A 20,842-nucleotide genomic window follows, 5' to 3' on the forward strand; every position below is an offset into this window, starting at 1 on the left:
GCCAAAGCGGAGTTGCATATCAACCCACGACGGCACGTCGTAACGCCGGTTGAATTGCGCCTTGAAGCAGTGCCGTATAGCTATCGACGTACCCCTGCGCCATCGTCTTCGAGCTGAAGCGGCGTTCGAACTGGGCACGGATTTCAGTGCGCGATAGTTCATCCAGGCGCCGCAGGGCGCCCACCGCGCCCTGCACGTCTTCGCAGATGTAGCCGGTCAGGCCGTGATCGATCACTTCAGGCACAGAACCGCGATTGAATGCGATCACCGGAGTGCCGCAGGCCATCGCTTCGATCATTACAAGGCCAAACGGTTCTGGCCAGTCAATCGGGAATAGCAGCGCCTTGGCGCCTGACAGGAACGCCGGCTTCTGCGCCTCACTAATTTCGCCGACGAACTCTACACGCGGCTGGGAAAGCAGCGGCTGGATCGTAGTCGTGAAATACACGCTGTCGGCCTTGTCCACCTTGGCGGCGATCCTCAACGGTAAACCGCTTTGCACGGCAATCCTGATGGCGGTGTCCACTCCTTTCTCCTGACTTATTCGCCCCAGAAAGGCCAGGTATTCCGGCTCTTTGTCGGGTTGCGGCGTCAGCAGATTTTTCGGCAGACCGTGATAGATCGTGTCCAGCCAGTTCGCTTGCGGCAACGGTAAGCGTTGTGAATTCGAGATCGAAATCACCGGCACCTTCGGAAACGTGTTGAAAACGGGCTGCAATTCCGGCAGGTCGAGGCGGCCGTGAAGTGTGGTCACGAACGGCACGCCGAGCTGCGAGAACAGCGAGAACGGCAGATAGTCAAGATGAGCGTGCAGCACGTCGAATTCGTGGGCAACCTCGCGCACCTTTTCCAGTAACAGCATATGTGGTGCGACAGCGTCGCGGATCGCCGGATCGAGCCTTAAGGCGTGCGGCCACACCGCTTCGAGCGTGGCCTTCGTGTGCGAATCCCCGCTCGCGAACAGGGTCACGTCGTGTCCCAGGTCGACGAGCGCGTCGGTTAGATAGGAAACCACGCGTTCAGTGCCACCGTAAAATTGCGGAGGTACGGCTTCGTGCAACGGCGCAATTTGTGCGATTCGCATGAATAACTCTCTCTGGAAAGCCTTTCAAATGATGCGTGTTGCCGCGGTCCTTAAGTTCCCCCCCATAGACGGTGGCAACGCGCTGCGCGTAGCTGATGACCGACCAGCGGCAGGTGCCGTGACGTCCAGTGTTCTGCCACAGCGGCGATTTGCTGAGTTGCGCCAGACCGGCTGCCCGCGAATGCGTGCTTCACGAAAGCGACCAAGGAATAACTGGTACGCACAGGGTGCAAAACTAGGTTCACACGTGCGATACCGATGTGTCTGTACGGTAGCGGTCCGGCGCGCAGCGGAAAGCTATGGCGGATCGAGTGTCTACCTGAATGTCCGGTACCTGGGCGCGGGGCTGACGTTGGAACGTCCCTGTGAAAGCGTAGGCCAACGTCCGTAGATGGCCGATGTTGTTGAAAAAGTCGCCATTGGTCTCTCTTGCGAAGTTTTCAGGGGTCTTCATACCCTTAACCGATCTTCGCGAGCGGCTTGCAGGGCGATCTGAGAGGTCGATTTTTGCGCGCGCGAACGGAAAAAATCACGAAGCGACTTTTTCAACAACATCGGCCGATTGCTGTCTCATGCAAACGGCATGGGCTCCACGAATCTCATACGGTCGCGACCGGCAGTAGGCGACCGATACTGTTGAAAAAGTCGCTATATGGCTTTTGCAAACGGCAAGCTAAGAAATCGACCTCTCAGATCGGCCCACAAACCGCTCGCGAGCGTCGATCAAGGGTAAGAAGACCGATGCAAACCTCCCGAGAGAGACGGTCAGCGACTTTTTCAACAGTATCGACCCGTTGCAGCCCTTCAGCTAGTTTCTGGGAATGGCACTATCGCGCTCTAAAGCGGTCGCTGTGGATCGCTCCGAAGCGGGGCTACTGCCGGTCTTCGTGCCGACTTCGCGCCGATCCGTGGAGGAATATGCCGAATCTGATGGGCCGGGGCGTCAAGGCGACGCTTCGTGCGGAGCCAAAGTCGATTATGCTCAGCCAGCAATTTCGCTGGTGAGACTCACAACAGTTTCATAACGTGTCTTCCCATTGACTGACCCGAAGATGTGCGGACGTCAAAGCGGGTCGAGCCAAAGCTTCCATCTCAATTTTTAGTTTTTCAGTCCCGCGCCGGATCCAGCCTTTCACCGTACCAAGCGGCGCGCCCATTGATACAGCCACTTCGCTATATGTAAAGTCGCAAAAATATGCAAGCGTAATCGCACGCCGCTGATTTGTCTCGAGTTGCCCCAGGCAGGCAGACAGTTGCTGGGCCATCTGATTTGACAGCACATGTTCGGACGGTTCGGGCGCGCTGGTCGTCAGGCAATCGTCCAGCGCTTCGTTCCAGGCGATCTCAGCACACGCGCCGAACGCTCTCCGTTGCCGCAGATGATCGAGCGCACGGTTGCGAACAATCACTGCCATCCACGCCATAGGGGGCGATACGGTCTGGCTGTAACCCGTGGCGAATCTCCAGATATTGATAAACGCTTCCTGCAACACCTCTTCGGCCCATTCCCGCCGTCCCACCGTGTGTATAGCCAAGCCGTAGAGCCGCAGTGAGGTGAGGTCATAGAGCTGGCGCAACGCCGTGGCGTCACGGACCGCAATTCGCCCGAGAAGATGCGCGAGCGTGTCTTCAATCGGATCATTGGAAAGTTGCGTGGTCATCAGATCGCTCGCATAGAACAGGCACAATCCCGCCGTCTGGGCACTGTCCCACTGCGATGCCGCGATCTAAGAGGTGGCTTCCGGTCCTTCCTGCTGAGTATCGTGAGCGGGCACTCGCAAGACGCAGCGCATACAGCATGCCCATTTCTTCGTAACAAATGTCGACATGCGGCCTACCGGCGGATGTGCGTCGGTCACCCACAACGCAATCGCATGCAGACAATTCGAAGCCAATCGGAACGCTGCGTGCGAAGAGCGATACAACCTTGCGCCAAGCTTCGACGACAGGGCTGGCAAGAATCTGGTCACGTAACACCGTGCTCCAGGCATTGCGCAGGCTGCATCACGTGCAACTCATTGACGTACTGGTGGGCAACGGCGATCCATCGCCGCTCACAGTCGGCGCCAGCGGCGTCAATTTGCTCAACGAAAAGCCTCACCGGTTCGAAAGTGGCGGGTCAACCTAGCCCCAAGCGCTGGCAGTTTTACCGGTTTTACAAAATGATGATTGAAGCCCGCCCGGACTGACGCGGCCCGGTCAGACGGCAACCAAAGCGCGGTAACCGCTATCAGCAGCGTAGCAACTCCGGGTTGCAAGCGCCGAATCTCTTTGGCTACCGCACACCCGTCCATCCCGGGCATCTGGATGTCAAGAACGACTGCGTGCGGATGCCACGCGCGGTATTCCCGCAGTGCGTGTGGTCCGTCGGCCGCCGTTCGAATTTCGTAGCCGCAGGTTTCAAAGAACAGTAAGTATGCAGCTAGCAGATTCGGGTCGTCGTCCGCGATTAGCAGGCGCGGAAAGATAGCGGTCGGCATCAAGTTCTCCCTGTGTGGGACATTGGATGCGCAATTAGCGAACCTGGGGAGTTAATGTATCAGTTTGCACATAGCCTCGGATTCCGCAAAAATACCTTGTGCATCCTTGCACGGCCTTTCAGGGACAGATATGCGGCTGGCTGACTTCATCCTCAACGACATGGAGACGATTCTGGCGGAATGGGAGTCCTTCGCCGAAACGCTACTGCCTGCGGCGGAAAATCTTGGATCACCGGCTTTGCGGGACCACGCGCAGCAGATTCTGAAGAGCGTGGCAAAAGACCTGGCGACCCATCAGAGCCGGGAGGCCGGGATAAAAAAATCCACCGGGCAGTCGTCAACGCCGGCTGGGGCACCAGAAACAGCGGCACAAACGCATGCTGTTCTGCGGGCACGGGGCGGCTTCGACATCAATCAACTGATTGCCGAGTATCGGGCGCTGCGCGCAAGCGTCCTCCGCCTATGGTTGGACAGGTATCAGCTAGATACCGGCCATCTGGAGGACATTCTCCGCTTCAACGAGGCCATCGATCAGGCCGTCGCCGAATCGGTAGGCATTTTCACTGCTCAGGTAGATCAGGCGCGGAACCTGTTGCTCGGCATGCTGGGGCACGACATGCGAAGTCCGTTGCAGACGATCCAGATCACCGCGTCGTATCTGGTGGCCTTGAGCGCTGGAGAGACGGTGTCCGGGGCTGCATCCCGGTTGATCAGAAGTGGCGCTCGCATGCAGGCGTTACTGGACGACATGCTTGACTTCAATCGAACCCGGCTCGGTCTGGACATCAATATCGCGCCGAGTGACATCGATCTGGAGAAGGTGCTTGCGGATGAACTGGACCAGCTGCGAGTCGTGCATCCAGACCGAAAGGTCGATCTGGAGGTTGTCGGCGACTGCCAAGGGGTCTGGGATGGCCGTCGTCTTCAGCAGTTGCTAGGTAATCTTGTTCTGAATGCGATCAAATACGGAACGCCGGACGAACTGGTGCGTGTGCATGTCACCTGCGATGACGCGCAAGTCAGTCTGGAGGTAAAGAATAGCGGACCCGTCATTGCGAGTTCAAATCTCAGGCGCATCTTCGATCCTCTCCAGCGTGGCCCGCACCCGTCAGCCGGAAAAGGTGACAGCAGTCTGGGGCTCGGATTGTATATCGCACGCGGAATTGCCAAGGCCCATGGAGGCGAGATCGAGGCGCGCTCTGACGAGACGGAAACGGTTTTTGCCGTGCGTTTGCCTCGTCGCAAGCAGACCGCCGGAAATCACGGGTGACAGGTCACTGCCACGCGAGCGACCGCAGTCGCGGGTGCAGCGGTCATACGACATGCGCATGCGGATGTCTCAATATGGCCGATAGTTGCTGGATGAGCGGGCGAGCCGGGGGTGCGGAATACTCCGCCGATCGCTAAAAGGGGAATTTTGTTTGCTACAGATCTGCTACAGCAGGGGTAGCCATCCATATCTGACAGGCCTTGCGCCTGTCATTCCACCCCCTGAACTACAGGGAGATGGATATTTGCAATGGGACGACCGAGCCCTTGCTGGTATTGGCTCTAGCCTTATCCCGTGGGCGTTTCCGGCTTTTCTGCTTCTTCCTAAATGAAGCACCGTGACAGCCTGTGAACCCAGTTTATCGCAGTCTTTGCTGCACTTTCGCTGCTAAGTGACCCTGTAGCGACGAACCGCGGCCTGGCACTGCAATAGTTTCGGAACGAGGTAAAACATGGCTTCAGTCTGCCAGTCGGCAGTCGCTGGCGTGCCCAAGTACGCGAGCGAGGGCAGAGTATAACAAAAAGCGATTAAAACCAGAGACGCCGCAAAAGCCCGGACGCCGGCGAACGAGGTCGAGATCGACAGCGGCCAGACGGCCGTTGACGGCACCGCCATCGACGTCGGCCTGCTCGTGATGAAAGTACCGCGAAGCCCGCCGAATCAGCCTACACATCGCCAGCAAATCAACGCGGACGACATCCCGCAGCGCCCACACGATGCGTCCGAAACTAACGCAGCAGCAAATCTGACGACGCAGCGCATCGTCAAATCTGCGCAGGACCAAAGAAAGTCAGCAGCACATCACGGATCGTCTAATCTGCGCCCTAAAGACGCTTCCCGATCGCGAACTCGAACTCTCCGACCTCCCGAGCAATCCACTCCCACATCGCCACTCAGAAGCGGTTTCTATAGGAGACCGCGACGGTATGGCCGCGCGTATCGCGACTGAGGGTGATGGCCCAGTTGGTCAGCAAAGCCCCCGACAACGCGCCCGCTATATCCGCGACCAGATCCTTGTAGGAAAAGCCGCTGGTACGGCAGGTGCCGTCGATGCCTTCCTTGATCAAGCCAGGTATCGTGCCGATAAGTGTGCCGTAAATGACGGGATGCTCGGTGTCGCGTGTCAGGTAAGCACCGAGCGCGCCGAAGGGTGCGGAGACCGCGAAATGTTTTAGCTTGTCGCTTTGAAACCAGCCGTCCGATGTTTGTAAGCGGTATCCGCCGTGTCCGCCATCGCAGTCCACCTCGGCGTACGCCGCAGTACTTGCCGCAAGCAGCATCGCGAGCGCGATGCCGTGTCTCCATATCGTTATCATGTGTTACTCCCCGTTTGTTTTTCGACTTGGTTTTTTATGGGGACGCGCGCCGGGCCGGAACCCGTACTGCGTCGTCACCTAGTCTTGTGTTCTACGGGGACGACACACAGCGCAATGTGCGCTGCGCCGCGCAGAGTCGGGCGATGGCGGAATCAGCACAGGCTTCGGGGTGAGACCTGGCGCGACCGGACAAGTGTTGGCCGCTGGGCGGGTTGTCGCTCCGGCATCCTTGACTGGCAGAACAGTCATGGCGCGTTTGGAGAAGTCGATTGACTGGTGTTCCAGGGAGGGAAATTTCGGCTACAACAGAGACAGACCGCCGCGATGCCGCAATAAAGCGGTCCCACAAAGCAAACGGCCCAGCAGTCAACGCCTGCTGGGCCGCACGAACCGCCAGCGCGCGCAACGAACTAACGCAGCGCGCCGACAATCCGGTAAATCCGCCTCAGAACTCCACCACCGCAAACTCAGCCTTGCCCACGTCGCACAGCGGGCAGCGCCAGTCTTCGGGAATCGCGGCGAAGCGCGTGCCCGGCGCGATGCCTTCCTCGGGCAGGCCTTCTTCCTCGTTGTAGATCCAGCCGCAAATCAGGCAGACCCAGCTCTTATATTCAGTCACTTCAATTACTTCGCTCACGACGCACTCTTCTCTAGTTCAATGCAAAATCCGCTCAGTCTGCCCCTTTTTTGGGCACGGCGGCGACCCGCAATATTACCGGAATTTGTCAATCCGACAGAAAACTGCCGATGTGGCAACGCCACAAAGCGCCCGCGCCAACTCCGAACCCACTTGACGGACCGCGTCACACACAGCGTGTATGCTCTGATCCGCAGCTGATCTTTTGGACCGGCGCGCCGGGGCGCCGGGCATGAACTGCGACGATCGGCCTCAGGCCACTGAGGCGCCGTCGTTGCCGGCATGGCCCGCGCATGACTCTCGTTTCCCAAAAAGGAGAAAAACGATGTTCAAAAACAAATGGTTGGTCGGTGCGGCATTGGCCGGATTGCTCGCCGTATCCGGCGCGGCGCAGGCCGCAAGCGTGTCGTTCGTGCAGCCGGCGGACGGCGCCACCGTCAGCAATCCCGTGCACGTGGTGTTCGGCGTCGACGGCATGAAGATCGCGCCGGCCGGCACGATGACGGAAGGCACGGGCCATCATCATCTGCTGGTGGACGGTAAGCCGCTGCCCAAGGGCGAGGTCATTCCCGCGAACGACAAGTCGCTGCACTTCGGCAAGGGCCAGACCGAAACCGATCTGACGCTGCCGCCGGGCGATCACACGCTGACGCTGCAATTCGGCGACGGCGCGCATCGTTCGTATGGTCCAGAAATGAGCAAGACCATCACGGTGCATGTGAAGTAACCCGCCGCACGAGACAGCCGGGCGCGTGCAAACGCCGTCCGGCGTCTTCATCATGCGCACCGGGCTTGTCCGCGTCCGGCAAGCCGGCCATTTGGCCTATCTCTTCCGGCATACAGGCACCCGCCCGTGCGCCCGGTACAATGGGTAGTTCCGACTCATCGCTGTCTTCTCCAATTCTCCATGTCGCTTTACACCATTACCGGGGCCCAACTGGCGTTCGGTCACGTCGCGTTGCTCGATCACGCGGATTTCTCTCTCGAAGCGGGCGAACGCGTCGGCCTGATCGGCCGCAACGGCGCGGGCAAGTCGTCGCTGCTGAAGATCGTCGCCGATCTGACCAAGCCTGACGACGGCCTCGTCACGCGCCAGCAGAGTCTGAGCACGGTCTACGTGCCGCAGGAGCCGGAGTTCGATACGGACGACACGGTGTTCGACGCGGTCGCCGCCGGTCTCACGCACGCCCGCGCGCTGCTGGACGAATACGACGCGGTCGCCAACCAGCTCGCCGACGAGCCGGAAGGCGCCGAGCACGACGCGCTGATGTCGCGCATGAACACGCTGCAATCGTCGCTGGACCATTCGGACGCCTGGAACTGGAGCACGCGCGTGGCTACCACGCTGCAACAGATCGGTCTGAATGGCGAGGCGCGGGTGGGCTCGCTGTCGGGCGGCATGCAAAAGCGCGTCGCGCTGGCGCGCGCGCTGGTCGTGCAGCCCGACGTGCTGTTGCTCGACGAGCCGACCAACCACCTCGACTTCGACGGCATCCGCTGGCTCGAAGACCTGCTGGTCTCGCTGCGCGCGGGCCTGCTCTTCATTACCCACGATCGCGCGTTTCTCGATCGCGTCGCCACGCGCATCGTCGAACTGGATCGCGGGCGTCTGCTGTCGTATCCGGGCAATTTCAGCGCTTACCAGACCAGGAAGGCGCAGCAGCTCGAAATCGAGCAAGTGGAAGCCGCCAAGTTCGACAAGCTGCTCGCGCAGGAAGAAGTGTGGATTCGCAAGGGCGTCGAGGCGCGCCGTACGCGCAGCGTCGGCCGGATCGCACGGCTCGTGGAGATGCGCAACGAGCGCGCGGACCGCCGCAACGTGCTGGGCAACGTCAAGCTCGACGTCGGCCAGGGCGAAAAGTCCGGCAAGATCGTCGCCGAATTGACCGATGTGACCAAGCGCTATGGAGCGCGCACGGTGGTCGATACTTTCACGGCCACGGTCATGCGCGGCGACAAGATCGGCTTTGTCGGTCCGAACGGCGCGGGCAAGACCACGCTGCTCAAGATGATCCTCGGCGAATTGGCGCCGGACGAAGGCACGGTGCGCATCGGTACGAATCTGCAGGTCGCGTATTTCGATCAGATGCGCGCGCAGCTCGATCTGGAAAAGAGCCTCGCCGACACGATCAGCCCTGGCAGCGAGTGGGTCGAAGTGAACGGCCAGAAGAAGCACGTCATGAGCTACCTCGGCGACTTCCTGTTCGCGCCGGAACGCGCGCGTTCGCCGGTCAAGTCGCTGTCGGGTGGTGAGCGCAACCGTCTGTTGCTCGCGCGTCTGTTCGCGCGTCCGGCCAACGTGCTGGTGCTCGACGAGCCGACCAACGACCTCGACATTCCCACGCTCGAACTGCTCGAAGAACTGCTCACGGAATACGACGGCACGGTGCTGCTGGTCAGCCACGATCGCGCGTTCCTCGACAACGTGGCGACCTCGGTGATCGCGGCGGAAGGCGGTGGCAAGTGGCGCGAGTATGTCGGCGGCTTCACCGATTGGCAGATCCAGCGCGACCGTTCGCAGCAAATGGCGCTGGAGGCGCAGAAAGAAGCCGGCAAGGACCCAGGCAAAGATGCAGCAGCGGCCAAAGACAGTTCCGCGGGCCGCAATACGCAGCGCGCCGCGAAGCTGTCGTTCAAGGAGCAGCGCGAACTGGAGGCGCTGCCGGAAAAGATCGCCGCGCTCGAAGCCGAGCAGAAAACGATTGGCGCACAACTCGAAGACGGTTCCCTGTTCGCCAAAGACGCGCAGGAAGGCACGCGTTTGACGGAGCGCTATGCCGCGATCGACGAAGAACTGCTGGTCGCGCTGGAACGCTGGGACGAGCTGGAAAAGCGGCGCAAGTGAGATGGGCGCGCGGCGCGGGAACGGGCCGCGTCACCACCGTCCCTTATCCGGACGGCCAATCCCGCGCGTCGTGAATTGCCGCCCGTATCGAAATCAGTAAAATACCCCGCGAACAGGCTTCCCCGGCGTTCGCACCAGCGTCGACGTTGCCCGGCCCGGCTGATGGGCGGGTTTCGAGCCGCCGTCGAGCGCGCCAACGGGAAGCCACGCGACAAAACAGCTTGCCCGCGCCGCGGGCACCCACCTAACCCCGTTGTTTCGTTTCGCTTTTTTTGAAAACTCAACGCATTGTCCACGGACCTGTCCACAGGACCTGTGGACAACGATGAACCGACGCATCCGAGTCAACCATGTCTACGAAAAAGCCAAACGCCGCGTATAGCGAAGCGTCGATCAAGGTGTTGAAGGGCCTGGAGCCGGTCAAGCAACGCCCCGGGATGTACACCCGCACCGAGAATCCGCTGCACATCATTCAGGAAGTCATCGACAACGCGTCGGACGAGGCCCTCGGCGGCCACGGCCGGCAAATCACCGTGACGCTGCACGCGGACCATTCGGTCTCCGTCGAAGACGACGGCCGCGGCATCCCGTTCGGTCTGCATCCGGAAGAAGGCGTGCCGGTCGTCGAGATCGTTTTCACGCGCCTGCACGCGGGCGGCAAGTTCGACAAAGCCGCCGGCGGCGCGTACACGTTCTCGGGCGGCCTGCATGGCGTCGGCGTGTCCGTTACCAACGCGCTGTCCACGCGCCTCGACGTCACCGTGTGGCGCGACGGCAAGATCGCCGAACTGAGTTTCGCCAATGGCGATGTCGCCAAGGATCTCGAAATTCGCGCCGCCGCGAAAGGCGACAAGAAATCGGGCACGCGCGTCACCGCGTGGGCCAATCCGAAATACTTCGATTCGCCGAACCTGCCGCTCGGCGAACTGCAACGTCTGCTGCGCTCGAAAGCGGTGCTGCTGCCGGGCGTCGAAGTCACGCTGATCAACGAGAAAACCGGCGAACAGCAAACCTGGAAATATGAAGACGGTCTGCGCGGCTATCTGCTCGAAGGCATGAACGGCAGCGATCTGCTGATTCCGCTGTTCGAGGGCGAGCGCTATGCCGAAAACTCGCGCGCGAGCGAAGAGACCTTCGCCGAAGGGGAGGGCGCCGCGTGGGTCGTCGCGTGGAGCGAGGAAGGTACGCTCATGCGCGAGTCGTACGTCAACCTGATTCCGACGCCCGCGGGCGGCACGCACGAATCCGGTTTGCGCGACGGTCTGTATCAGGCGGTGAAAAGCTTTGTCGAGTTGCACAACCTGCAGCCGAAGGGCGTCAAACTTTTGGCGGAAGACGTGTTCGCGCGCGTGTCATTCGTGCTGTCGGCGAAGGTGCTCGATCCGCAATTCCAAGGGCAGATCAAGGAACGTTTGAATAGCCGCGACGCGGTCAAGCTGGTGTCGTCGTTCGCGCGGCCGGCGCTGGAATTGTGGCTGAATCAGCACGTCGAGCTCGGCAAGAAACTCGCCGACCTCGTCATCAAGCAGGCGCAGGCGCGCACGCGTGCCGGGCAGAAGGTCGAGAAGCGCAAGAGTTCGGGCGTCGCGGTGTTGCCGGGCAAGCTGACCGATTGCGAATCGACGGAAATCGGCCGCAACGAACTGTTTCTTGTCGAGGGTGACTCGGCGGGCGGCTCCGCGAAAATGGGCCGCGACAAGGAATACCAGGCCATCCTGCCGCTGCGCGGCAAGGTGCTGAACACGTGGGAAACCGAACGTGACCGCCTGTTCGCCAACAACGAGGTGCACGACATTTCGGTGGCGATCGGCGTCGATCCGCACAGTCCGGACGACAAGGTCGATCTGTCGAATTTGCGCTACGGCAAGATCTGCATTCTGTCGGACGCGGACGTCGACGGCTCGCACATTCAGGTGCTATTGCTCACGCTGTTCTTCAAGCATTTCCCGCAACTGATCGAACGTGGGCACGTGTGCGTGGCGCGTCCGCCGCTGTTCCGGGTCGACGCGCCCGCGCGCGGCAAGAAGCCGGCGCAGAAGCTGTACGCGCTCGACGAAGGCGAACTCGAAGCGATTCTCGACAAGCTGCGCAAGGACGGCGTGCGCGACACGCAATGGTCCATCAGCCGCTTCAAGGGCCTCGGCGAAATGAGCGCGGAACAGTTGTGGGACACCACGATGAACCCCGACACGCGGCGCCTCTCCCCGGTGGCGCTCGGCGAACTCGACTACGACGCCACGGTCGCGCGCATGACGATGCTGATGGGCAAGGGCGAAGCGGCGTCGCGCCGCAGCTGGCTGGAAGAAAAGGGCAACGAAGTGGAAGCGGATATCTGAGCGAGCGGTTCTGACCGCGCTCTGACTTCGCCTGAAAACTTCACGCCAAACACGGATACGGAATCTAGATGGACGACGATAACACTCTCGACCTTTTCACCGAGCCGCCGCCCCCGGAGGGCGACTTTCTCACGCTCGGCAATTACGCGGAACGCGCGTACCTCGACTATGCGGTGAGCGTGGTCAAGGGCCGCGCGCTGCCGGATGTGTGCGACGGCCAGAAGCCGGTGCAGCGCCGCATCCTGTTCGCGATGAACGACATGGGTCTGTCCGACAACGCGAAACCGGTCAAGTCGGCGCGCGTGGTCGGCGACGTGCTCGGTAAGTATCACCCGCACGGCGACCAGTCCGCGTACGACGCGCTGGTGCGTCTCGCGCAAGACTTTTCGATGCGCTATCCGCTGATCGACGGCCAGGGCAATTTTGGTTCGCGCGACGGCGACGGCGCGGCGGCAATGCGGTACACGGAAGCGCGCCTTACGCCGATCGCCAAATTGCTGCTCGATGAAATCGGCCAGGGCACGGTCGATTTCATGAAAAACTACGACGGCGAATTCGACGAGCCGAGGCTGCTGCCCGCGCGCTTGCCGTTCGTGTTGCTGAACGGCGCATCGGGTATTGCGGTCGGATTGGCCACGGAAATCCCATCGCACAATCTGCGCGAAGTGGTGGCGGCGACAGTCGCGATGATCCGCAATCCGAAGATCGAACACGCGGAATTGATGCAGCACATCGCCGGGCCGGATTTCCCGGGCGGCGCTCAGATCATTTCGAGCGATGCCGAGATTTCCGCCGCGTACGAAAGCGGCCGCGGCAGCCTGAAGGTGCGGGCCCGCTGGAAGATCGAGGAACTCGCGCGTGGTCAGTGGCAACTGGTGATCACCGAATTGCCGCCGAACACCGCGGCGCAGAAGGTGCTCGAAGAAATCGAAGAGCAGACCAACCCGAAGATCAAGCTCGGCAAGAAGGCGCTCACTCCCGAGCAATTGCAAACCAAGCAGACCATGCTGGCGTTGCTGGATGCCGTGCGCGACGAGTCTGGCCGCGACGCGCCCGTGCGACTCGTGTTCGAGCCGAAGTCGAGCCGCATCGACCAGACCGATTTCGTCAACACGCTGCTTGCGCATACGAGCCTCGAATCGAATGCGTCGCTCAATATGGTCATGGTCGGTGGTGACGGCCGGCCGCGTCAGAAGGGCTTGGGCGAAATCCTGCACGAGTGGATCGCGTTCCGCTTCGCCACGGTAACGCGCCGCACGCGGCATCGTTTGTCGAAGGTGGACGATCGGATTCACATCCTCGAAGGCCGGATGATCGTCTTTTTGAATATCGACGAAGTCATCCGCATCATTCGCGAATCGGACGAACCGAAGGTCGCGTTGATGGCCGCGTTCGGTTTGTCCGATCGGCAGACCGAGGACATTCTTGAAATCCGGCTGCGTCAGTTGGCGCGGCTCGAGAAGATCAAGATCGAGAAGGAACTGGCCGAACTTAAAGACGAGAAGGCCAAGCTGGAAGAACTGCTCGGCAGCGAATCGGCAATGAAGCGTCTGCTCATCAAGGAAATCGAAGGCGACGCCAAGCAGTACGGCGACGAGCGCCGCACGCTGATCCAGCAGGAAAAGCGCGCGACGTTCGAAACGCGTGTGGTCGACGAACCGGTGACGGTCGTGGTGTCGCAGAAGGGTTGGGTGCGCGCGCTGAAGGGCCACGGGCTCGACGTGGCGGGCTTCACGTTCAAGGCCGGCGACGGACTGTATGCGGCGTTCCAGTGCCGCACGCCTGACACGCTGGTCGCGTGGGGCAGCAACGGCCGCGTCTACTCGGTCGCGGTGGCGACGCTGCCGGGCGGCCGCGGTGACGGCGTGCCGGTCACGTCGCTGATCGAACTGGAGTCGGGCAGTCATCTGATGCATTACTACGCGGCGTCCGCGGATCAGGCGTTGCTGCTTGCTTCGAGCAACGGCTTCGGCTTCGTCGCCAAGGTCGGCGATATGGTGAGCCGCGTGAAGGCAGGCAAGTCGTTCATGACGATCGACGCCGGCGCCGCGCCGCTCGCGCCGATGCCGATGCTGCCGGACGCGACGCACATTGCGTGTCTTTCCTCGGGCGGCCGTCTGCTGGTGTTCGGCCTCGACGAGATGAAGACGCTCTCGGGCGGCGGCCGCGGCGTCACGCTGATGGGGCTCGACGACACGGAAACGCTCGCGCAGGCGCTCTCTATCAACAACGCGGGTGTCGTGTTGATCGGCACGCGCCGTGGCGGCCGTGTCGATGAAGAAAAGGTGAGCGGTGCAGCGCTCGCGCCGCATATCGGCAAGCGGGCGCGCAAGGGCCGCGCGCCTGAGAGCAAGATGAAGCTCGAAAGTATGCGTCCGGTGCTGGCCGTTTAACAAAGCTTGACGTGGGGACACGGCAAGCGTCTGCTAGCATGCGAGGCGCTTGTCGTGCGTAGTCGGAGTACCAAATCGGGGAGCAGCATCGCCATTACGATGGACATGCTGCGATAACAACTACAAAAACGGCGCGAAAGCCACGAGTGTCATGGAACTGCGTGCATAGTGCGTGGTCGAATGCGCTCAATAGCCGCTTGCTAATAGCACTCGTCATAAGCGGCGTGGCGTCGTCGGGAGAGGAAAACAACATGAACAAGGCTATCGAACTCGCGCTCTTTCTCCATCTGCTCGCGGTTGCAGTGTGGGTAGGTGGGATGGTGTTCGCGCATTTCTGTCTGCGTCCGGCAATCGCCGACCTCTCGCCTCAATTACGCTTGCCGTTGTGGGAATCGGTGTTCGGCCGCTTCTTCAATTGGGTCGCCGCCTCGGTGCTGGTGATTCTCCTCACCGGCGGATTCCTGCTAATGCAATTCGGCGGCGGGCATGCCGCCTGGCCGCTGCATGCCATGGCCGGCCTCGGCATCGTGATGATGCTGATCTTCGGGCATATCCGCTTTGCCGTGTTCCCGCGCATCCGCCGCGCGGTGCAGGCGCAAAAATGGCCGGATGGCGCGCGCGCCGTCGGCACGATCCGTCGTCTGGTACTGATCAATATCGTGCTCGGCGTGGTGACGATCGGCGTCGCGGTGCTGTCGCGCGGTTTTTGAGGCGTCTAGATCAGCGCGCCATACGCGAGCCACAGCCCGCACACCACTGCTACCGTCCCGTACACCACGTACACCGGCACCTTCAGCTTGGCGAAGCACATGGCGGAGAACAGCGCGGTTAGCAGATAAATTGGTTTGAACGGCACATGCGCGGCAATGCGTAACACGGCCACCGCGAGAAACGCGGTGGTGACGGCGCGCAGGATCCGCATACCGTGCTCGAAGCGCGGATTGGCCTTCAACTGATGCAGATGCCGCTGCGCCAGCACGACGAGGCACCCCGACGGCACGAACAGCGCGAGCGTGGCAATCAGCGCGCCCACCCAGCCATCCACCAGATAGCCGAAGAACGGCACCACGTTCAATAGCGGTCCGGGCGACAGCGGCGACAGCGAAAACGCCAGCGTGAAGTCGTTATCGGAGACGCCGATCGCCGGCGTGACGAACAGCGTCTTGAGCACCGGCAACGCCGAGAAGCCGCCGCCGAACAACGTCATGCCGGCACCCGCAAGCCGCGGCCACAACAGCGCGAGCTCATAGCGATGCGGCAACGGCATCGCGAACAACGCAAGAAACACGCTCAGGGCGGTCAGCGTCTGCCAGTCGCCGCGCGCGAATGACACGACGACGCGCGAATTGCGTACCGGGCTCACGAACCAGCCAGTGCCGAAGGCCGCCCCGAGCATGACGACATAAGCGGCCGGACTGCGCGCATAGAACAGCGCGATGCAACCCAGCACCGCCGCGATCCATTCGAGTTTGCCGCGCACTAGCGCACGCGTCTGTTTGTACCAGGTGATCGCGATCAGTGTGGCCAGCACGACACTGAAGTGATTGAGCAAGGTCTGCGAGGCGGCGGCGCGCACGAACGGCGTGCGGTAGAAGATCGCGAACAGCGTCATCAGCATGAAGAAGGGCAGGACGCTGGCAATGCCCGCGACCCAGGCGCCGGCGCGTCCGCGCAGCGCATGCCCGAGTTGCACGGCGACGTTGCAGCCCACCGGTCCGGGCACCATCCAGGCGAGCGCGATCAGATCGGAGAAAGCGACGCGCGAGAGGCGTCCTTCACGCTCGACATAATGGTTTTCAAGTTGCGCCATGAGCGCGAGGCCGCCCCATGACAACGCGGACAGGCCGAACACGACCCGGAACAGCGTCCATAGCGGTTCCCGTTCGCCTCGTCTGGCAGCATCCTGGCTCGTGATCATCTGCATGGCGCCAAGAGCGCCCGGTACGCGGGCGCTCGTCCTTTGAGATCATCGTTTAGTGGTCTGACGCGGCCGGCGGGCGGCATCGCGCTGTCATGCGGTACAGCGAGAATGTAGCCGGTTTTGCGGCGCTGCGGGTAGATGACCTGTGACGACCCGCAACGGGCGCCGTGCTCAGGTGTTGGTGCTGGATACGCTGCTGGTGCTGTCGGCTTCGTGCGCGGTGCGGCGGCCCGTCATGCCGCAGACGCCGAAGCGTTCCAGCAGCGCCGGAATCGCGTCCACCGGCACCGGACGCGAGAACAGGAAGCCTTGCGCCTCGATATGGCCGAGCGCGGCGAGCCACGCGATCTGCTCTTCGGTCTCCGTGCCTTCGACGACCACCGTGAGCCCGAGCGAACGCGCCAGATTGACGATCGCGGTGACCATCACGCAGACGCTGCGGTCGCCCGGAATTGCCTGGATGAACGAACGGTCCACCTTCAGCGTGTCCACCGAGAAGCGGTTCAGATAAGACAGCGACGAATAGCCGGTGCCGAAATCGTCGAGCGCGATGCGCACGCCGAGACGCTTCAACGCGAAGATCTTCTCCGAAACGAGTTCGGGATATTCCATCATCGCCGTTTCGGTGATTTCGAGCTCGAGGCGGCGCGCGGAGATGCCGCTTTCCTCGATGGCGTGCGAGATCGTTTCGTACAGGTCGCCGCGCCAGAATTGCACCGCCGAGATGTTCACCGCGAGCGACAGCGTGTCGTAGCCCTGTTGCTGCCACAGCGCGAGTTGCCGGCACGCGGTCTCGATCACGAAGTCGCCGATCGGCACGATCAGGCCGGTCGACTCGGCAACCGGAATGAACTCGTTGGCCGGAATCAAACCGTGCTGCGGATGATTCCAGCGCACCAGCGCCTCGAAGCCGGTAATGCAGCGGCGCGTCAGATCGATCTTCGGCTGATAGGCGAGGAACAGTTGCCCTTCGGCGAGCGCCACGCGCAACTGCTGTTCCCACTTCATCAAATGATCCGCGCGATGCGACAGTTGCGGCGAATAGAACTGATAGCAGTTCTTGCCCGCGTCCTTCGCGCTGTACATGGCGAGGTCGGCTTTTTTCAGCAGGTCGATCTCGCTTTCGTTGGCGACCGAGTAGAGCGCGATGCCGATGCTCGCATGCAGCACGAACGAACTGCCGCGCACTTCGAACGGCTTGGCGAACGCTTCGGCCGCGGCTTCGGCGAGCGCGACGGCGCGCTTCTCGACGTCGTCGCCCTTGATCACAACGACGAACTCATCGCCGCCGATGCGGCTCAACGCGCCGCCTTCGCCGACCGCGGTGGCGAGCCGCGAGGCCGTCATTTGCAGCACGATGTCGCCGGCGTTGTGGCCGAGCGTGTCGTTGACGGTCTTGAAGTTGTCGAGGTCGATAAAGAGAATTGCGAGGCGGCCGAGGTTGGCCTGCTGCGCCACGTCGTGCCGCAGGGTCTGCAGCGTCGCGTAGCGATTGCGCAAACCAGTGAGCAGGTCGTATTCGACCAGATGCGTCATCTCGCGCTCGCGGCCGAGCAGTTTGCCGATCAGGCCGGTGGCCACGGCGAAGAAACTCAGCATGGCGAGCGAGATGAAACCCGCCATCATCAGATAGACGTTGCGCGTGTGGTTGTAGTCGGCGAATTCTTCGGCTTGCGAGAGACCCACCAGCACGCCGAGTGGATAACCGTCGATATGCCGGTACGACACGATGCGCGTGACGTTGTCGATCGAATCGACGTAAGTGCCCGACACATGCTCCGAGGTCGGATACGAACCGCTCGCCGAGAATACGCCGTTGGCGGTTTCGGTGCTGCCGGTGCGCCGCGCGAGCACGGTGCCGTTGTCCGAGATCACCGCGATCACGCCTTCGCGGCCGATCGCCGCGTTGTTGTAGAAGTCGGTGGTGAAATAGCTGGGATCTTCCGAGACCACCACGACGCCCGCGAACGAGCCGTCCGGATGATTCAGACGCCGCGTCATCTGCAAGGTCCAGTGGCCGGACACGCGGCCGAGCACGGGCTTGCTGATATACAACTGGTCGTCGTTCTCGTGTTCGTGGACCTTGAAGTGTTCGCGGTCGGACAGATCGATGCGCTTGGGATTGAGTTCGGCGGTGTTGGCGATCAACGTGCCGTGTTCGTCGATCAAGGACACCTGCACCAGCGTCTCGCTTTGCACGACGCCTTTTTCCACCGTGCTCGCGAGATCAAAATGATTCGGCGTTTTCTCGAACTCGAATTTGACGAAGCGGGTGATCTGATCGACCTGGTGAATCGCTTTGACCGTGTGCTGCTCCAGCGCCGCCGAGAGAATTGCAGCAGAGGCCATGGCCTCACGATACGTGGCTTCTTTCTCGACCGACAGACGCGCGAAGATCACTGTCCAAAGCAGGATCAGGACCAATACGCCTAGCGCGGGAATCGCGAGCAACGCGCGTCGGCGCGACACTGCGGGATCGCGGCGGGTTTTGGCTTCGCGCTGGTCGGAGAAGCGGGATTGACTCATCGGGCGGCCCGTGCCTGGGTGCCGGCCGGTTGCAAACGAGCGAGCGTCGACTGCGCTGATTTCATGGGTGGCTGCATGGTGACCAAGGTGCCGGAACTGCTGCGCAGAAGAAATAAGCGTGGCGCCGTGCCTGACCATCCGCAGGTCATCGGGTACGTCTTGATATTACTTAATGCCACTGGATTAAGGAAGAGGCCGGGCATCGGGTATACGAGGGCGCGGCAAGACGCCCGGCGCGGTGAATTTGGCATCCTGTGTGGCCGCCCTTGAGGCCGCCGCTTCGCGGTCATATTCGAGTATTTCATCGGGAATCGGCGCTCAGGCGTGCCAGCATTCAGGTGTGCCAGGCCTTTCACAGGCCTCTTCCGATGCAAGGCGCATTTAATAGTGCAAACGATGCGGCGTTTTGTGGTCAAGCGCGGCCAGGGAGGGCGAACCCTATGCCGCTTCCGGTTGCGTGCCCGACGCATGAGCGAGGCAAGGGGCGTGCCGGTCAGGGCAAGCGAAACGTGCCGTCGACAATCGTCACCGACGAGCCGCCAATCCATGTCTTGCTGCGTGCGTCGTCGTAGTGCACGGAGACATGGCCGGCTCGGCCCAGCGCGGTGCCTTGACGGGCTGAATAGTGCGTGCCCGGGCGCAACTGCTGGGCGCTCAGAAGACCTGCAAGCGCGGCATTGGCGCTGCCTGTCACCGGATCTTCACCGACGCCGAAACTGCCGCCGGCCATCAGGCAGCGCACCTCGAAGGTGGCCGGGCCGCCGGCCTCGTGCGGACCGTAGACCGCGAGGCCATGCGTACCCACCGAATGCACGATGTCGGCGAGCGCGGTGGCATCGGGTGCTAGCGCGAGGCATTCACGCGCCGAATTGACGCGCACCACGAGCCACGGCGCACCATTGTCGACCGCGCAGGGTGTCGCACTGAAATCGATCGCGTTGCTACGTAAAGCCGTAGACAGCGCCGCATAGCGATCCTCGGCAAGCGGCGTGACGCGCGCGGGCGGCGCGGCGAAGCCCCACGCGCCGTCCGATCCCGGCAGCGCCTCGAGTTCGACGAGTCCCACGCCGCATTGCTGCACGAGCTTGCCGGCCTGCTTCGGCTGATAGTCGCTTTCGAGCAGCGCGTGCGCGGTGCCGAGCGTCGGATGACCCGCGAACGGCATTTCACCACGCGTACTGAAGATGCGCACACGATAGTCGGCGGCGGGGTCGGTCGGCTTCAACAGGAAAGTCGTTTCGGACAGATTGGTCCAGCGAGCGATGGCCTGCATCTGATTCGCATCGAGTGCGTCGGCATCGAACACGACGGCAAGCGGATTGCCTTTGAACGGCACCGACGTGAACACGTCGACTTGTTTGAAACGGACAGTGTGGGCAGGCATGGGGCGCGGTCCAGCGAATCAAACGAATGGATAGGGTTGGCGGATTCTATCCGTTGACGACGGAACGATCTACCTCTCCACAAATGCAAAACGCGCCGCGGGTGGCTGACACCTCGCGACGCGTTCCTGTCTCACTGCGCCGGACGAACCGGCGGCTTCGAGTGCGTTACTGCGTTACTCGACTTCGGCGATCATCTCGATCTCGACGCACGCGCCGAGAGGAATCTGCGCGACGCCGAATGCCGAACGCGCATGCTTGCCGCGTTCGCCGAACACGTCGGCGACCAGGTCGGACGCGCCGTTGGTGACCAGATGCTGTTCGGTGAACTCGAGCGTCGAGTTGACGAGACTCATCAGCTTGACGATGCGCGTGACGCGGTTCAGATCGCCGACGTGCGCGTGCAGCGTGGCGAGCAGGTCGATGGCGATCGAGCGTGCGGCGGCTTTGCCTTCCTCGGTGGTGAGGGTGGCGCCGAGCTTGCCGGTCCACACCTTGCCGTCCTTCTTGGCGATATGTCCGGAGAGATACACCGTGTTGCCGCTTTGCGCGCTCATCACATACGCGGCAGCCGGCGCACCGGCGGTCGGCAGTTCGATGCCCAGTTCCTCGAGCTTGTCGTACACATTCGTTTGAGCCATGGTGTGTCCTT

At 61.7% G+C, this 20,842-nt stretch carries 15 protein-coding genes; 6 read left to right on the top strand and 9 right to left on the bottom strand.

Annotation, left to right across the window (positions count from 1 at the left end):
- Window positions 1-19: 19 nt before the first annotated feature.
- The 3 genes from HF916_RS33005 to HF916_RS33015 all read right to left on the bottom strand — a co-directional run bounded on the left by HF916_RS33005 (window position 20) and on the right by HF916_RS33015 (window position 3,564).
- Window positions 20-1,084 (bottom strand): glycosyltransferase family 4 protein, encoded by a 1,065-nt coding sequence (locus HF916_RS33005; protein ID WP_168793041.1) that lies wholly within the window; start codon window positions 1,082-1,084, stop codon window positions 20-22.
- Window positions 1,085-2,103: 1,019 nt separating this feature from the next.
- Complete coding sequence (locus HF916_RS33010) at window positions 2,104-2,745, bottom strand: RNA polymerase sigma factor (protein ID WP_168793042.1); 642 nt, start codon at window positions 2,743-2,745, stop codon at window positions 2,104-2,106.
- Between the two features lie 423 nt (window positions 2,746-3,168).
- Complete coding sequence (locus HF916_RS33015; protein ID WP_168793043.1) at window positions 3,169-3,564, bottom strand: response regulator; 396 nt, start codon at window positions 3,562-3,564, stop codon at window positions 3,169-3,171.
- Window positions 3,565-3,694: 130 nt separating this feature from the next.
- On the opposite strand from HF916_RS33015, the gene HF916_RS33020 reads away from it, so the two are divergent.
- Window positions 3,695-4,834: a sensor histidine kinase gene (locus HF916_RS33020; RefSeq protein WP_168793044.1), complete on the top strand. Its 1,140-nt coding sequence runs from the start codon at window positions 3,695-3,697 to the stop codon at window positions 4,832-4,834.
- Window positions 4,835-5,727: 893 nt separating this feature from the next.
- Here the strand turns inward: HF916_RS33020 and HF916_RS33025 are convergent.
- Together HF916_RS33025 and HF916_RS33030 are read right to left on the bottom strand one after the other, a co-directional pair.
- Window positions 5,728-6,150 (bottom strand): hypothetical protein, encoded by a 423-nt coding sequence (locus HF916_RS33025; RefSeq protein ID WP_168793045.1) that lies wholly within the window; start codon window positions 6,148-6,150, stop codon window positions 5,728-5,730.
- A 445-nt stretch (window positions 6,151-6,595) separates the two neighbouring features.
- Window positions 6,596-6,787 (bottom strand): rubredoxin, encoded by a 192-nt coding sequence (locus HF916_RS33030; RefSeq protein WP_007175738.1) that lies wholly within the window; start codon window positions 6,785-6,787, stop codon window positions 6,596-6,598.
- Between the two features lie 325 nt (window positions 6,788-7,112).
- Between HF916_RS33030 and HF916_RS33035 the strand changes: the two genes are divergently transcribed.
- The 5 genes from HF916_RS33035 (at window position 7,113) to HF916_RS33055 (ending at window position 15,071) form a co-directional block, all read left to right on the top strand.
- On the top strand, window positions 7,113-7,514 hold the full coding sequence (locus tag HF916_RS33035; protein ID WP_134456770.1) for a DUF4399 domain-containing protein: 402 nt from the start codon (window positions 7,113-7,115) through the stop codon (window positions 7,512-7,514).
- A 180-nt stretch (window positions 7,515-7,694) separates the two neighbouring features.
- Window positions 7,695-9,632 carry an ATP-binding cassette domain-containing protein gene (locus tag HF916_RS33040; protein ID WP_168793046.1) on the top strand — a complete coding sequence of 646 codons (1,938 nt, stop codon included), beginning with the start codon at window positions 7,695-7,697 and terminating at the stop codon, window positions 9,630-9,632.
- 350 nt (window positions 9,633-9,982) lie between these two features.
- Window positions 9,983-11,968: a DNA topoisomerase IV subunit B gene (parE, locus tag HF916_RS33045; RefSeq protein WP_168793047.1), complete on the top strand. Its 1,986-nt coding sequence runs from the start codon at window positions 9,983-9,985 to the stop codon at window positions 11,966-11,968.
- Window positions 11,969-12,036: 68 nt separating this feature from the next.
- On the top strand, window positions 12,037-14,361 hold the full coding sequence (gene parC / locus HF916_RS33050) for a DNA topoisomerase IV subunit A (protein ID WP_168793048.1): 2,325 nt from the start codon (window positions 12,037-12,039) through the stop codon (window positions 14,359-14,361).
- 251 nt (window positions 14,362-14,612) lie between these two features.
- The gene (locus HF916_RS33055) at window positions 14,613-15,071 is read left to right on the top strand and encodes a CopD family protein (RefSeq protein WP_168793049.1); all 459 of its coding nucleotides are present in this window, start codon (window positions 14,613-14,615) and stop codon (window positions 15,069-15,071) included.
- A 5-nt stretch (window positions 15,072-15,076) separates the two neighbouring features.
- On the opposite strand, the gene HF916_RS33060 is transcribed toward HF916_RS33055, so the two are convergent.
- The 4 genes from HF916_RS33060 to HF916_RS33075 all read right to left on the bottom strand — a co-directional run bounded on the left by HF916_RS33060 (window position 15,077) and on the right by HF916_RS33075 (window position 20,831).
- A complete protein-coding gene (locus HF916_RS33060; protein WP_168793050.1) occupies window positions 15,077-16,285 on the bottom strand; it encodes a chromate transporter in 1,209 nt (402 codons plus the stop codon).
- Window positions 16,286-16,453: 168 nt separating this feature from the next.
- Window positions 16,454-18,808 carry a bifunctional diguanylate cyclase/phosphodiesterase gene (locus tag HF916_RS33065; RefSeq protein ID WP_168793051.1) on the bottom strand — a complete coding sequence of 785 codons (2,355 nt, stop codon included), beginning with the start codon at window positions 18,806-18,808 and terminating at the stop codon, window positions 16,454-16,456.
- 493 nt (window positions 18,809-19,301) lie between these two features.
- Window positions 19,302-20,192 (bottom strand): PhzF family phenazine biosynthesis protein, encoded by an 891-nt coding sequence (locus HF916_RS33070; protein ID WP_168793052.1) that lies wholly within the window; start codon window positions 20,190-20,192, stop codon window positions 19,302-19,304.
- 174 nt (window positions 20,193-20,366) lie between these two features.
- A complete protein-coding gene (locus HF916_RS33075) occupies window positions 20,367-20,831 on the bottom strand; it encodes a RidA family protein (protein WP_168793053.1) in 465 nt (154 codons plus the stop codon).
- Window positions 20,832-20,842: the final 11 nt, after the last annotated feature.

Source organism: Paraburkholderia aromaticivorans, assembly GCF_012689525.1.
Taxonomy (GTDB): Bacteria; Pseudomonadota; Gammaproteobacteria; order Burkholderiales; family Burkholderiaceae; genus Paraburkholderia; species Paraburkholderia aromaticivorans_A.

Bases quoted from the DNA above. Each gene is read 5' to 3' on its own strand.
- HF916_RS33075 (WP_168793053.1), bottom strand. From the start codon at position 20,831: ATGGCTCAAACGAATGTGTACGACAAGCTCGAGGAACTGGGCATCGAA.
- HF916_RS33005 (WP_168793041.1), bottom strand. From the start codon at position 1,084: ATGCGAATCGCACAAATTGCGCCGTTGCACGAAGCCGTACCTCCGCAA.
- HF916_RS33015 (WP_168793043.1), bottom strand. From the start codon at position 3,564: ATGCCGACCGCTATCTTTCCGCGCCTGCTAATCGCGGACGACGACCCG.
- HF916_RS33040 (WP_168793046.1), top strand. From the start codon at position 7,695: ATGTCGCTTTACACCATTACCGGGGCCCAACTGGCGTTCGGTCACGTC.
- parC (WP_168793048.1), top strand. From the start codon at position 12,037: ATGGACGACGATAACACTCTCGACCTTTTCACCGAGCCGCCGCCCCCG.
- HF916_RS33065 (WP_168793051.1), bottom strand. From the start codon at position 18,808: ATGAGTCAATCCCGCTTCTCCGACCAGCGCGAAGCCAAAACCCGCCGC.
- HF916_RS33025 (WP_168793045.1), bottom strand. From the start codon at position 6,150: ATGATAACGATATGGAGACACGGCATCGCGCTCGCGATGCTGCTTGCG.
- HF916_RS33055 (WP_168793049.1), top strand. From the start codon at position 14,613: ATGAACAAGGCTATCGAACTCGCGCTCTTTCTCCATCTGCTCGCGGTT.
- parE (WP_168793047.1), top strand. From the start codon at position 9,983: ATGTCTACGAAAAAGCCAAACGCCGCGTATAGCGAAGCGTCGATCAAG.
- HF916_RS33020 (WP_168793044.1), top strand. From the start codon at position 3,695: ATGCGGCTGGCTGACTTCATCCTCAACGACATGGAGACGATTCTGGCG.
- HF916_RS33010 (WP_168793042.1), bottom strand. From the start codon at position 2,745: ATGACCACGCAACTTTCCAATGATCCGATTGAAGACACGCTCGCGCAT.
- HF916_RS33060 (WP_168793050.1), bottom strand. From the start codon at position 16,285: ATGCAGATGATCACGAGCCAGGATGCTGCCAGACGAGGCGAACGGGAA.
- HF916_RS33070 (WP_168793052.1), bottom strand. From the start codon at position 20,192: ATGCCTGCCCACACTGTCCGTTTCAAACAAGTCGACGTGTTCACGTCG.
- HF916_RS33035 (WP_134456770.1), top strand. From the start codon at position 7,113: ATGTTCAAAAACAAATGGTTGGTCGGTGCGGCATTGGCCGGATTGCTC.